The following is a 12,413-nucleotide window of genomic DNA, read 5'->3' as shown; positions in this document are numbered from 1 at the left end:
CAGGCTCGCTGGCGCTCGCGTTCCGCGGGGTCAGCTGAAGCTGTCCCCGCAGGCGCAGGAGCTGCCGGCGTTGGGGTTGTCGATGGTGAAGCCCTGCTTCTCGATCGTGTCGGCGAGGTCGATGGAGGCCCCGTCGAGGTAGGGGGCGCTCATCCGGTCCACCACGACCTCGACGCCGTCGAAGTCGGCGACGAGGTCGCCGTCGAGGGTGCGCTCGTCGAAGTAGAGCTGGTAGATCAGGCCCGAGCAGCCGCCCGGCTGGACGCCGATGCGCAGCCGGAGGTCGTCGCGGCCCTCCTGCTCGAGCAGGCTCTTGACCTTGCCCGCCGCGACATCGCTGAGGGTGACGCCGTGGGTCTTGGTGGTCTGGGTCTCGGTCATGCGCGGAGGGTCCTCTCCTGAGGGGAAGTCGTGAACGGTCAACGTCGCCGTGAGGCTTCGGTGTTCCCGTCCGTCCCAGCGTACGTCACCCGCGTGGGGCCGGGGTCCAGGTGCGGGCGACCCGGCCGGCGAGCCCGTCGAGGTCCTCCCCGGGGCGTAGTCCGTAGGAGCCGCTGACGCCGAGCGACATGCCCTCGCGGCGCCCCACCGCGACCTCGCGGGCCAGGACGACGGTGGGAGCGGCGAGCTCGGACGCCGCCCTCGCGGTGTCGGCCACCACGCCCTCGTGCACCGTCGTGGAGTCGTAGGCGTCGGTGACGAGGACGACCAGGGCCCCGGCCAGCCGCTCCCCCACCCCGAACTCCTCCAGCAGCAGGCGCGCGCCGGTGTCGGTGCGCGCCCCGAGGAGCTGGAGGGCATAACCGATCCCCCCGGCGACGCCGGCACCCGACGCGCGCTCAGGGCGGCGGGGCAGCCCGGTGAGCAGGTCACGGGGCGGCGGCAGCACGGCGTTGACCCGGTCGCTCAGCCGACCCATCTCGGTCTCGAGCCGCTGGGTGATCTCCGGCGCCACCCCGAGCTCGCCCAGGGACGCGCTGGCCCCGTGGAAGCCGAGCAGGGAGGCCTCCGTCGTCGTCGCGAGCACGAGGGAGACCTCGGCCCACTCCTCGCGGACCCGCGCCAGCCCCTCCAGGTCGGGACCTGCGCCGAGCACCTCGAGCAGGCCGCTCCCGCCGTCGTGCGAGGCGGCCGGACCGGCCCCCACGACGAGGCGCCGCACCCCCAGGCCCCGCGCCTGGCGTAGCAGCTCCCCGGCCCCGGCACTGCTCAGCCCGTCGGGGTCGGCCAGACGGGCGGGGTCGAGGAGGTGGCGGCCGACGACCTGCGCGAGGTCGAGGTATGCCGTCTCCCCCGCCGGCCCGGAGACGAGCGTGATCGCGGCCGGCACCTCGCGGCCGGTCGGGTCGGGGACGAGCACCGGGTGGGTCGCGACGTGCCAGCCGGTGGACGTGGCGCGCTCGGCGACGACCCCGGCGAAGCCGGCGCCGCCGTCGTGCAGGGCGTGCGCCTCGACCCGGGCGTGCGGGGCGGCCTGCGCCCACCCCTGCGCCACCGCCTCCGCGGTGCCGGCGGGCAGCCGGTCGCCGGAGCGGTCGGCGACGACGACGACGCGTGGTCCCTGCACCTCGGTCTCCACGTCCCCGCGGATCAGGCGTAGACCATCTGCATGGCCTCGCGGACCTCGTCGAGGGTGGCCTCGGCCACCTCGTTGGCGTGCGCGTTGCCCTCGGCGAGCACCCGCCGCAGCTCGGCCGGGTCGGCCTCGAGCTCGGCGCGGCGGGCCCGGACCGGGGCCAGGTGCTCGTTGACCGCCTCGGTGACGACCCGCTTGAGGGTGCCGGAGCCGCCGTCCCCGATCTCCTCGGCGATCGCCTCGGGATCGCGGCCGGTGGTCAGGGAGGCCAGCAGCACGAGGTTGGACACCTCGGGGCGGCCGGTGGGGTCGTAGGTGATGTGCCGGTCGGCGTCGGTCACGGCCTTCTTGATCGCCCGCGCCGTCTCGTCCGCGCTCATCCGTAGCTCGATGACGTTGCCGCGCGACTTGCTCATCTTCTGACCGTCGGTGCCCAGGAGGTTCGGGACCTCCGACAGGAGGGCGTCCGGGGCGGGGAAGACCGGGGTGGTGCCCTCACCGGCCCGGCCGTAGCGCTCGTCGAAACGGCGCGCGACGACGCGGGTCTGCTCGAGGTGCGGCAGCTGGTCCTTGCCGACCGGGACGACGTTGGCCTTGCAGAAGAGGATGTCCGCCGCCTGGTGGACCGGGTAGGTCAGCATGAGCCCGGTCATCGGCCGCCCGCCCGTCGCCTCCTGCTCGGCCTTGACCGTGGGGTTGCGGCGCAGCTCGGAGTCGGTGACGAGGGAGAGGAAGGGCAGCACCAGCTGGTTGAGGGACGGCACCTGGGAGTGGGCGAAGATCGTGGTGCGGGCCGGGTCGATACCGACGGCGAGGTAGTCGGTGAGCAGGGAGAAGACCCGCTCCTGGATGGAGTCGACGGTGTCCCGGTCGGTGATGACCTGGTAGTCGGCGATGAGCACCCAGGTGTCCACCCCCTGGTCCTGCAGCGCGACCCTGTTGCGCAGGCTGCCGAAGTAGTGCCCGAGGTGCAGGTGGCCGGTCGGTCGGTCGCCGGTGAGCATGCGGTAGCGGTCCGGGTGCTCCGCGAGGTCGTCCCAGATCTGCTCGCTGCGCTCCACGCTGCGGCGCAGCGAGGCCTCGGAGGTGGAGTCGGAGAGCGCGTCGATGGCGTCGCGCTCGCGGGTGTCGGTCTGCAGGGGCTCAGAGGTCACGAGATCTGATGGTAGCCAGAGCCGGGCGCGGCAGCCGCGCCCGGCCAGGCCAGGTCCTCAGGCCAGCGACTCGCGGCCGTGCGGGGTGCTCCACCCACTGACGTCGGGCCCCTGGGGCACGACCCCGGTCGGGTTGATGTCGCGGTGCGTGGCGTAGTAGTGCGCCTTGACCTGCTCGAGGTCGGTGGTCGACCCGAAGTCCCAGGTCTGCCACAGGTCGCGGGCGTAGGCCCACAGCACCGGCATCTCGGTGAGCTTCTGGCGGTTGCACTTGAAGTGCCCGTGGTAGGCGGCGTCGAAGCGGACCAGGGTCGGCCAGAGCCGGACGTCGGCGAGGGTGAGCTGGTCGCCGACGAGGTAGCGCTGGCCCGCGAGCCGCTCGGACAGCCAGTCCAGCCGGGAGAAGAGCTGGTCGAAGGCCTCGTCGTAGGCCTGCTGGCTGCCGGCGAAACCGCACCGGTAGACCCCGTTGTTGACATCGGCGTAGACGAGGTCGGAGATCTCCTCGATCTCGTCCCGGAGGTGCTCGGGCCACAGGTCGGGCGCGTCGGGCCGCTGGTGGTCGGTCCACTCCGTCACGAGGTCCTTGACCATCTGGTGGAAGTCGTTGGTGACGACCTGACCGGTCGTGGTGTCCACGAAGGCGGGGACCGTGATCCCGGACTCCGGGTAGCCGCCGGGACGGGCGTCATACGCGTCCTTGAGCCGGGGTATGCCCAGCACCGGGTCCACGCCGCCGGGGTCGAGGTCGAAGGTCCACGAGTCGGCGTCGTGCACCGGGCCCGCGACCGCCATCCCGATCGCGTCCTCCAGGCCCAGGAGGTGCCGGGTGAGGATCATCCGGTGCGCCCACGGGCACGCCCGGGAGACCGCGAGGCGGTAGCGACCCGCCTCCACCGGGAACCCGTCGCGACCGTCGCGGGTGATGCGGTCGGGGATGTAGCGCGCCTTGCGCTCGAAGCTGCCCTCGGCGCTCACGTAGCCCGAGGCGCCCTCCCCCTGGGTAGTTGAATCTTCACTCATCATGGGTGCCATGATGCCCGGTGCGGGCCAGCCGGTCCAGCAGAAGCGCCTCGGCGACGCAGACCCGCTCGAACTCGCCGAGGTGGAGGCTCTCGTTGGCGGCGTGCGCCCGGGTGTCCGGATCCTCCACACCGGTGACGAGGATGGCCGCCTGCGGAAAGCGCTCGGCGAAGGCCGCAACGAAGGGGATCGAGCCGCCCACCCCGATGTCCACGGCCTCTACGCCGTCCCAGGCGTCGCGGAAGGCCGAACGCGCCGCGTCGTAGACGGGTCCCTGCGCGTCGGCCGCGAAGCCCCGCCCGTCGTCGACGATCGTGACGTCCACCTGGCAACCCCACGGCGCGTGCTCCTGAAGGTGCCGGGTGAGGGCCCGGGCGGCGACCGCGGGGTCCTCCTCGGGGTGGATCCGCATCGAGAGCTTGGCGCGGCCGAGGGGGGTGAGCAGGTTGGCGGCGGTGTCGACCGAGGGTGCGTCGATCCCGATGACGGTCATCGAGGGACGCGTCCACATCCGCGACAGCAGCGAGCCGGTGCCGATGGGCGTGACACCCTCCGGAAGGCCGGCGTCGGCACGCAGGTCCTCCTCGGTGAAGTCGAGGTCGGAGGCCTCGGACGTGCGCAGGCCGGGCACCGCGACGTCGCCCGCCTCGTCGTGGAGCGTGGCGAGCAGTCGACAGAGCGCCGTCAACCCGTCGGGGACGACCCCGCCGTAGAGCCCGCTGTGCAGGCCGTGCTCGAGCGCCCGCACCTCGACGACCACGCGGACCATGCCGCGCAGCGTGGTGGTGAGCGCCGGTATGCCGATCTTCCAGTTGTGCGAATCGGCCAGGACGATGGCGTCGCACTCGAGCGCGTCGCCGTGCGCGTCGAGGATCCTCGGCAGCGAGTCCGAGCCGACCTCCTCCTCGCCCTCGACGAAGACGGTGACGCCCACCGGTGGACGTCCCCCGTGGGCCCGCAGGGCGGCCACGTGGGCCATGACGCCCGCCTTGTCGTCCGCGACGCCACGGGCATACAGCCGCTCTCCCACCTGGGTGGGCGAGAAGACCGGGGTGTCCCAGTCGGCGTCGTCGCCCGGGGGCTGCACGTCGTGGTGGGCGTAGAGCAGCACGGTCGGCGCCCCCGGAGGCGCCGGGAGGTGCCCGATGACGGCGGGTCGTCCACCCTCGCGCACGATGCGCACGTCGAGCCCCTCGGCCCGCAGCAGATCGGCCGTGGCGGCCGCGCTGTCGTCGACGTGGCGCTGGTCGAAGGAGTCGAGGGAGACCGAGGGGATCCGGGTCAGGGCCTCGAGGTCCGACCTCACCCCCGGCATGAGGTCCCGGACCCGCGCGGCGAGCTGGGCGGCCCGCTCCTGCGTCCCGGTCGTCGTCGAACGGTCGTCGGCTGAGGAAGTCACGCGGCCCAGGGTACCGAGCGGGCGGTGGCCCTCCCCCGGACCAGTAGACTGCGGCCGTGCTGTTCGGGAAGAGGTCGACCGAGGTGACGCCGGAGCCGGTGACCACCACCACGCCGATGGACCCTGCGCGCCCCTCGGGCAAGGGCCGGCCCACCCCCAAGCGGCGGGACGCCGAGCGGGCCAACCGCCGGCCCCTCGTGGTGGACCGCAAGTCGATGACGGCCGACCAGAAGGCCAAGGCGCGGGCGGAGCGGACGCGGGTCCGGGAGGCCATGCTCAGCGGCGAGGAGAAGTACCTCCCCGCCCGCGACAGGGGGCCCGAGCGGCGCTACCTGCGCGACGCGGTCGACACCCGCTGGAACATCGGCGAGATCCTGCTGCCAGCCATGATCCTCGTGCTGGCGGTCTCGTTGCTGCCCTTCGAGTGGGCCCGCGGCGGCACCTTCCTCATCGCCTACGCCCTCATGCTCGCCGGCATCCTCGACTGCTGGCTGCTGTGGCGCCGCACCAAGAAGCGGTTCACCGCCGCCTTCGGCGAGGAGCCCGGTCGCGGGTCGGCCTGGTATGTCGTCCTGCGCGCCTTCCAGATGCGCGGCAGCCGCATCCCCCGACCCCAGGTCGGGCGCGGCGACACCCTGAGCCGTCGCTGACCCTGCCACGCGTCGTGCCCTAGGGTCGAGGGACGCACCGGCTCCACCGGGGAGCCGGGCCACAGGAGGGCTGCAGCGATGCTCGACCAACTCATGAGGGCCATCCCCACGGACCAGATCGCCGAGACGATCCAGGAGGACCCGCAGGCGACCCGGCAGGCCGTCAAGGCCTCACTCCCGGCGCTGCTCGGCGGGCTCAGCGCCAACGCCGAACGTCCGGAGGGCGCGCAGTCGCTCCTGTCGGCCCTCGGCCAGCACCAGGATGGCCTCGCCGACGGAGCCTCGGTCGACCAGATCGACGTCCAGGACGGCGAGAAGATCCTCGGACACGTCTTCGGGGGCAACACCGATGGTGTCGTCAACCAGCTCGGAGGGATGAGCGGCCCCCAGACCTCCTCGATCGTCCGCAAGCTGCTGCCGATCCTCGCGCCCATCGTGCTGTCGTGGCTGGCCAAGCAGGTCGGCGGGGCGGCGGGCGGCGGCGCGGTCGCGCCCCGCGGCGGAGCCGACGGCCAGCCCGACGGCCCGCTGGGGCAGGGACGCCCGGAGGCCGCGCCGTCCGACGGCGGCGACCTCACCTCGGTCCTGCAGGACGTCCTCGGCTCGGCCCTCGGGAGCGCTACCGGGGCGAGCCCGTCGGGGTCCTCCGGGGGCATCCTCTCCGACGTGCTCGGGAGCATCCTCGGCGGCCGCCGCTAGCCCGTTCCTGGCGCGTGGGCCGAGCCTCCGGGGGACGGCCCACGCGCTTGTATGCTGACGCCCACGTGTCCCTGGCCTGCACGACCGCGAGGAGTCCCTGTCGACATGACGACCACCCTTGTCCTGGGCAACGCCAGCAGCGGGAGCACCGCGCACGCCGAGTCCCTGCTCCGCCACCACGAGCGGGTGACCTGCCTAACCACGGCGCAGCGTCCGTCGACGACGCAGACGGCCGAGGCCCGGGCGCGCCTGGGCCGCAGCGCCGCTCCCCGACCGGCCGCGTGGACGACCCTGCCGACGACCAGCCTGAGCATGGCGCTCCTGGCGGCCCGGCACGCCGTCCTCGTGGCGAGCGTGCCGGACTGGGTGTGGTCGGTGGTGGACGCGGAGCAGGCCTGGGATGACCCGCGTCGCGCGGCCGACCTGCTCCGCGCGGCCCTCGACGAGGCCGCGGTCGCGCTGCGCGCCCTCCCGCAGGACGTGGTCCTGGTCAGCGAGGAGCCCCCCTGCCACCTGCCGGGAGCCTCAGAGGACCTGCTCCTCGCCGAGCTGCTGACGGTGGCCAACCAGCGCCTCGCCGCCGCCTGCACGCACGTGCACGTCGTCCTGGCCGGTCGGGTGCTCGACCTGTCGTCGGCCCCCACCGTCACGACCCGGTAGACCTACCCGCGGCCGGGCGGCGTCCTCGCCGGGGCGAGCAGTCGGCCCACGCTACGCGGCAGCGCCGCGGCCGGGCGTCGCTCAGTCCGCGGCGCCCCCGGTGACGAAGGGCGGCTTGGAGATCTCGACCGGCACCTCGCGGCCGCGCACGTCCACGACGAGCGGGGCCGAGGCATCCAGGCCCCGGTCGAGCAGCGCCAGCGCGACGCCCTGCTTGCGGGTCGGGCTGAAGGTGCCCGAGGTCACCACGCCGACCTCCTGACCGTGGGCGTCCAGGACCCGGCACCCGGCACGCGGGATGCCCCGGCCGGTGACGACCAGACCTCCCGACAGACGCGACTCCTTGGCCTCCTTCTGGGCGGCCAGTGCCTCCCTGCCCCAGAACTCCGGCTTGGACCAGCCGACCGCCCAGCCGGTCCGTCCCATGACCGGGGTGATCTCGAGGGAGAGCTCGTTGCCGTGCAGGGCATACCCCATCTCCGTGCGCAGCGTGTCGCGGGCGCCGAGCCCGCAGGGCAGCCCACCCAGCGGCTCCATCGCGGTGACGATCGCGTCCCACAGCGCCGGGGCGTCGCCGCTCGCACAGACGAGCTCGTAGCCGCGCTCGCCGGTGTAGCCGGTGCGGCAGACGGTCAGCGCCACCTCACCCCACCGGGCCTCGACGAAGCTCATGTAGTCGTGCCCGGTCGGCAGCCCCAGCGCCCCCATGACCTCATCGACCCTGGGGCCCTGGAGGGCGAGGATGGCGTAGTCCTCGTGCTGGTTCTCCACCGTGACCTCCGCCGGTCGACCGGGCGCGTCCTGCAGCAGCTGGACGACGGTGGCGGTGTTGGCGGCGTTGGGGATGAGGAAGACCTCGTCGTCGGAGCGCAGGTAGGCGATCATGTCGTCGACGACCCCGCCGTCCTCGGCGCAGCACATGGTGTACTGCGCCTTGCCGGGCTCGATGCGGCCCAGGTCGTTGGTGAGGCAGCGGTCGAGGAAGTCCTTCGCCCCCGGCCCGGACACCAGCGCGTTGCCGAGGTGGGAGACGTCGAAGAGACCGACCCGCTCGCGCACCGCCGTGTGCTCCGCGACGACGCCGCCGCCGGGATACTCGATGGGCATCGACCACCCCCCGAAGTCGGCCATCTTCGCGCCCAGCGCGACGTGCTTCTCGTGCAGGGGTGACGTCTTCGTCGGGGAGTCGCTCATGACCGACCACCCTAGTCGCTGCCGGGGTGTCCTAGTCTCGGGTCCGGACGATCTTCACCCCACCGACGACCACAAGGATCCTTCATGGCTGTCCGCACGCCTGTGACCTTCACCGACGACGACCCGACCACGGCCCGGGTGGACGCCCTCGTGGTGGGGGCGGCCAAGCAGAGCGGCACGGTGGCCCTGCTGCCCGGCTCGGGGCTGAGCGAGGAGGCCGCCGCCGCCGTCACGGACGCCCTGGGCGCCCTCGGCGCCGAGGGCGGCACCGAGGAGATCACCCGCCTCACCGGTGTCGCCGGGATCAGTGCCCCGGTCGTCGTGGTCGTGGGGGTCACCGGTCGCGGTCCCGCACCGCGCACCGAGCAGCTGCGCCGCGCCGCCGGTGCGGCCGCCCGCGCGCTGGCCGGTCGGGACACCGCGGTCTTCGCCCTCGGTCAGCAGGGGCGGGACCAGGCGGTCGCGGTCGCCGAGGGCGTCGCCCTCGGCGCCTACACCTACGCCGACCAGCACGGCATCGGCAAGACCGGCAGCAGCAAGGCGGGCCTCGCGAAGGCCGTGGTCGCCGGGCTGGGCGGCGAGGAGGCCGCGAGCGCCCAGGCCGAGGTGGAGGCCCTCGTCGAGGGTGTCTGCTACGCCCGGGACCTCGTCAACACACCCCCCAACCAGCTCTACCCCGAGAGCTTCGCCGACGACGTCGTGCGCCGCGCCGAGGAGGCCGGCGTCGAGGTCGAGGTGTGGGACCCGCAGCGGCTCGCCGAGGAGGGCTGCGGCGGCATCATCGGTGTCGGCCAGGGGTCGGGCCGCGGCCCGCGCCTCGTCACCCTCCGGTATGCCCCCGAGGGCGCGGCCAAGCACCTCGCGCTCGTGGGCAAGGGCATCACCTTCGACTCCGGCGGGCTCTGCCTCAAGCCCGGGGCCTCCATGGTCACCATGAAGATGGACATGGGCGGCGCGGCGGCCTGCGCGGCGGCCACCCTCGCCATCGCCGAGCTGGGCCTGCCGGTCCAGGTCACGGCATACCTCTGCCTCGCGGAGAACATGACCGGCGACCTGGCGCAGCGGCCCGGCGACGTCGTGACGATGCGCGGCGGACGGACCGTGGAGATCATCAACACCGACGCCGAGGGGCGCCTGGTCATGGCCGACGGCCTCGCGCTGGCCACCGAGCAGGGGCCGGACGCCATCGTCGACGTCGCCACCCTCACGGGGGCCTGCATCGTGGCGCTCGGAGAGCGGACGATGGGCATCATGGGCAACGACGACGAGCTGCGCGACACCCTGGTGCGGCTGGGCACCGAGTCGGGCGACACCGCCTGGGCGCTCCCGATGCCGGAGGAGCTGCGGCCCAGCCTGGACAGCCCGGTCGCCGACCTCAAGCACACCGGCGAGCGGTCGGCGGGCGCGATGGTGGCCGCGACCTTCCTCCAGGAGTTCGTCGGCACCCGCGGGGAGGGCGAGGACGCCGCCCCGATCCCGTGGGCCCACCTGGACATCGCCGGTCCTGCGTTCAACGAGAAGGCGGCCTGGGGCTACCACCCCAAGGGTGGCACCGGCGCCGGGGTGCGGCCGCTGGTGGCGCTGGCCCGGTCCCTGGCCGACTGAGCCAGCCCCTCCCCCGCAGCATGCACGAGGGGCACCACCGCAGGATGCGGTGGTGCCCCTCGCGTCCGTCTGACGGGTCGGACGTCAGCCGCTCTTGCGGCGGAACATCTGCTGGGCACCCGAGGTCTTGGCGTCGCGCTCGTGCGCGACCTTGCCGTGCTCCGAGTGGTCCGAGACGTCGGTCCCGCTGTGCGCCTGCTTCTTGGCCAGGGCCTCGCGGAACTTGGCCTTGACGTCCTCCGTGACCGGATCGTTGCTCATCGGGCCACCTCCTCACTCTCGCCGGACATGACCACCTCACCCTGACACGCCCAGCGGTCCCCCGCCACCGCTTTTCCCGCAGGTGGCAGGATGGTTCACGGACGGGTCCGCGCCGAGTGGCACCACGCCTGACCCGGCGGCAGCATCACCCGTAGACTGCAGTCCCCGCACGAGGAGAGAGTCAACAGACATGTCGGAACGTGTAACGATGCCCGCCCTCGGTGAGTCCGTCACCGAGGGGACCGTCACCCGCTGGCTGAAGAGCGTCGGCGACTCCGTCGAGGTCGACGAGCCGCTGCTCGAGGTCTCGACCGACAAGGTCGACACCGAGATCCCCTCGCCGGTGGCCGGCGTGCTGCAGGAGATCCTCGCCGAGGAGGACGAGACCGTCGAGGTCGGGGCCGACCTCGCCGTCGTGGGTGACGGCGAGGGTGGTGGCGACTCCGGCTCAGGCTCCGACGAGGCCGATTCCGACGCCGCCTCCGCCGACGAGTCCGAGAGCGAGGAGGCTGCTGCCGACGAGGGCGAGCAGGCCGAGCCGCAGGAGAGCACCGACGAGGGCTCGCAGAGCTCGCAGGGGTCCGACCAGTCGTCCAGCTCGGGCGGTGGAGCCTCGGGTGGGGACTCCGGGGGCGAGACCGTGACGATGCCCGCGCTCGGCGAGTCGGTGACCGAGGGCACAGTCACCCGCTGGCTGAAGTCCGAGGGTGACACCGTCGAGGTCGACGAGCCGCTGCTCGAGGTCTCCACCGACAAGGTCGACACCGAGATCCCCTCTCCCGTCGCCGGTGTCCTGACGTCGATCCTCGCCGCTGAGGACGAGACCGTCGAGGTCGGCGGCAAGCTCGCCGTCATCGGCGGTGAGTCCTCCGGCGGATCGGGCGACGCGGGAGGGTCCGGCGAAGCGCAGGAGCAGTCCGACGAGGCCGAGAAGAGCGAGGACTCCGGACAGACCTCGTCCGACTCGGACTCCGACGGCGCGGACGACGCCGCGCAGGAGTCCGGCGAAGAGGCGGAGGGCGGCTCCTCCGGGGGCGGCGACCTTGCCGAGGAGCAGGACATCCAGGAGAAGGCGGCGCAGGAGTCGGCCGAGAAGTCCGGCACCTCGGAGTCCGACGACTCCGGGGTCGCGGTGGGCGTCGGCACCGGGTCCACCGACAACGGCACCACGTCCCACAAGGACGCCGACGGCGACGGCACCCCTGACGCCCAGCAGCAGGAGTCCTCCTCCGCCCCGGCGCAGCAAGATGTCAGCGCCTACGTCACCCCCCTGGTGCGCAAGCTGGCCGCGCAGCACGGCGTCGACCTCGCGTCGTTGACCGGGACCGGCGTCGGTGGCCGCGTCCGCAAGCAGGACGTCCTGGACGCCGCGCAGGCCAAGCAGCAGCCGGAGGAGGCTGCGGCACCCGCCGAGCAGGCTCCGGCCGCGAGCGGGTCGGGAGCGCCGTCCTCGGGCGGCGCCGCACCCAGCCCGGAGAGCGAGGCCAAGCGGGGCACCACCGAGAAGATGTCGCGCCTGCGCAAGGTGATCGCCACGCGCATGGTCGAGTCGCTGCAGACCAGCGCCCAGCTCACCACGGTCATCGAGGTGGACGTCACCAAGGTCTCCCGGCTGCGCAAGCGGGCCAAGGACGAGTTCCTCAAGCGGGAGGGCACCAAGCTGTCCTTCATGCCGTTCTTCGCGATGGCGGCGATCGAGGCACTCAAGGAGCACCCGATCGTCAACGCCAGCGTCGAGGACGACTCGATCGTCTACCACGCCTCCGAGCACCTCGGGGTCGCGGTCGACACCCCGCGCGGTCTGCTCGTGCCGGTCATCAAGGACGCCGGCGACCTCAACATCGCCGGCCTGGCCCGCAAGATCGCCGACCTCGCCGAGCGCACCCGCGACAACAAGGTGACGCCCGACGAGCTGTCCGGGGGCACCTTCACCCTCACCAACACCGGGTCGCGCGGCGCGCTCTTCGACACGCCGATCATCAACCAGCCCAACGTCGGCATCCTCGGCACGGGCGCGGTCGTCAAGCGGCCCGTCGTCATCGTCGACGAGGACGGGATGGAGACCATCGCCATCCGCGACATGGTCTACCTCGCGATCAGCTACGACCACCGGGTCGTGGACGGCGCCGACGCGGCTCGCTTCCTCACGACGATGAAGGACCGTCTCGAGGACGGAAAGTTCGAGGTCTGAG

At 73.0% G+C, this 12,413-nt stretch carries 12 protein-coding genes; 5 read left to right on the top strand and 7 right to left on the bottom strand.

All coding sequences use genetic code 11. The features are described from left to right. Positions 1-30: 30 nt before the first annotated feature. From FA582_RS05685 to FA582_RS05665, 5 genes are all read right to left on the bottom strand, one after another. Complete coding sequence (locus tag FA582_RS05685; RefSeq protein WP_010146464.1) at positions 31-381, bottom strand: HesB/IscA family protein; 351 nt, start codon at positions 379-381, stop codon at positions 31-33. A gap of 85 nt (positions 382-466) precedes the next feature. Further along, positions 467-1,567, bottom strand: coding sequence for a glycerate kinase (locus FA582_RS05680; protein ID WP_158640858.1), 1,101 nt, complete (start codon positions 1,565-1,567; stop codon positions 467-469). A 23-nt stretch (positions 1,568-1,590) separates the two neighbouring features. Next, positions 1,591-2,730 (bottom strand): tryptophan--tRNA ligase, encoded by a 1,140-nt coding sequence (gene trpS, locus FA582_RS05675; RefSeq protein WP_010146462.1) that lies wholly within the window; start codon positions 2,728-2,730, stop codon positions 1,591-1,593. A gap of 57 nt (positions 2,731-2,787) precedes the next feature. Next, positions 2,788-3,753: a glutathione S-transferase family protein gene (locus FA582_RS05670; protein WP_141567488.1), complete on the bottom strand. Its 966-nt coding sequence runs from the start codon at positions 3,751-3,753 to the stop codon at positions 2,788-2,790. After that, complete coding sequence (locus FA582_RS05665; protein ID WP_010146460.1) at positions 3,746-5,152, bottom strand: dipeptidase; 1,407 nt, start codon at positions 5,150-5,152, stop codon at positions 3,746-3,748. The genes FA582_RS05670 and FA582_RS05665 overlap by 8 nt, the downstream gene beginning before the upstream one ends. A gap of 56 nt (positions 5,153-5,208) precedes the next feature. On the opposite strand from FA582_RS05665, the gene FA582_RS05660 reads away from it, so the two are divergent. The 3 genes from FA582_RS05660 to FA582_RS05650 all read left to right on the top strand — a co-directional run bounded on the left by FA582_RS05660 (position 5,209) and on the right by FA582_RS05650 (position 7,161). Further along, on the top strand, positions 5,209-5,802 hold the full coding sequence (locus FA582_RS05660) for a DUF3043 domain-containing protein (RefSeq protein ID WP_010146459.1): 594 nt from the start codon (positions 5,209-5,211) through the stop codon (positions 5,800-5,802). A 78-nt stretch (positions 5,803-5,880) separates the two neighbouring features. After that, positions 5,881-6,501 carry a DUF937 domain-containing protein gene (locus FA582_RS05655; RefSeq protein ID WP_010146458.1) on the top strand — a complete coding sequence of 207 codons (621 nt, stop codon included), beginning with the start codon at positions 5,881-5,883 and terminating at the stop codon, positions 6,499-6,501. Positions 6,502-6,606: 105 nt separating this feature from the next. Continuing rightward, positions 6,607-7,161 carry a bifunctional adenosylcobinamide kinase/adenosylcobinamide-phosphate guanylyltransferase gene (locus tag FA582_RS05650; RefSeq protein WP_010146457.1) on the top strand — a complete coding sequence of 185 codons (555 nt, stop codon included), beginning with the start codon at positions 6,607-6,609 and terminating at the stop codon, positions 7,159-7,161. Between the two features lie 81 nt (positions 7,162-7,242). On the opposite strand, the gene gcvT is transcribed toward FA582_RS05650, so the two are convergent. Further along, the gene (gene gcvT, locus FA582_RS05645) at positions 7,243-8,355 is read right to left on the bottom strand and encodes a glycine cleavage system aminomethyltransferase GcvT (RefSeq protein ID WP_010146456.1); all 1,113 of its coding nucleotides are present in this window, start codon (positions 8,353-8,355) and stop codon (positions 7,243-7,245) included. 84 nt (positions 8,356-8,439) lie between these two features. Here gcvT and FA582_RS05640 point away from each other — a divergent pair, with 84 nt between their 5' ends. Beyond that, complete coding sequence (locus FA582_RS05640) at positions 8,440-9,960, top strand: leucyl aminopeptidase (protein WP_010146455.1); 1,521 nt, start codon at positions 8,440-8,442, stop codon at positions 9,958-9,960. Positions 9,961-10,044: 84 nt separating this feature from the next. Here the strand turns inward: FA582_RS05640 and FA582_RS16355 are convergent, their stop codons facing one another. After that, positions 10,045-10,221 carry a DUF5302 domain-containing protein gene (locus FA582_RS16355; protein ID WP_010146454.1) on the bottom strand — a complete coding sequence of 59 codons (177 nt, stop codon included), beginning with the start codon at positions 10,219-10,221 and terminating at the stop codon, positions 10,045-10,047. Between the two features lie 190 nt (positions 10,222-10,411). Here FA582_RS16355 and sucB point away from each other — a divergent pair, with 190 nt between their 5' ends. Further along, complete coding sequence (sucB, locus tag FA582_RS05635; RefSeq protein WP_147899763.1) at positions 10,412-12,412, top strand: 2-oxoglutarate dehydrogenase, E2 component, dihydrolipoamide succinyltransferase; 2,001 nt, start codon at positions 10,412-10,414, stop codon at positions 12,410-12,412. Position 12,413: the final 1 nt, after the last annotated feature.

It is taken from the genome of Serinicoccus profundi (assembly GCF_008001015.1).
In the GTDB taxonomy this organism is placed as follows: Bacteria; Actinomycetota; Actinomycetes; order Actinomycetales; family Dermatophilaceae; genus Ornithinicoccus; species Ornithinicoccus profundi.
The sequence above is the reverse complement of the archived record's forward strand: the minus strand, read 5'-3'. Positions and strand labels throughout refer to the sequence as shown.

Bases quoted from the DNA above. Each gene is read 5' to 3' on its own strand.
- FA582_RS05685 (WP_010146464.1), bottom strand. From the start codon at position 381: ATGACCGAGACCCAGACCACCAAGACCCACGGCGTCACCCTCAGCGAT.
- FA582_RS05670 (WP_141567488.1), bottom strand. From the start codon at position 3,753: ATGAGTGAAGATTCAACTACCCAGGGGGAGGGCGCCTCGGGCTACGTG.
- FA582_RS05655 (WP_010146458.1), top strand. From the start codon at position 5,881: ATGCTCGACCAACTCATGAGGGCCATCCCCACGGACCAGATCGCCGAG.
- FA582_RS05650 (WP_010146457.1), top strand. From the start codon at position 6,607: ATGACGACCACCCTTGTCCTGGGCAACGCCAGCAGCGGGAGCACCGCG.
- gcvT (WP_010146456.1), bottom strand. From the start codon at position 8,355: ATGAGCGACTCCCCGACGAAGACGTCACCCCTGCACGAGAAGCACGTC.
- FA582_RS05640 (WP_010146455.1), top strand. From the start codon at position 8,440: ATGGCTGTCCGCACGCCTGTGACCTTCACCGACGACGACCCGACCACG.
- FA582_RS16355 (WP_010146454.1), bottom strand. From the start codon at position 10,221: ATGAGCAACGATCCGGTCACGGAGGACGTCAAGGCCAAGTTCCGCGAG.
- sucB (WP_147899763.1), top strand. From the start codon at position 10,412: ATGTCGGAACGTGTAACGATGCCCGCCCTCGGTGAGTCCGTCACCGAG.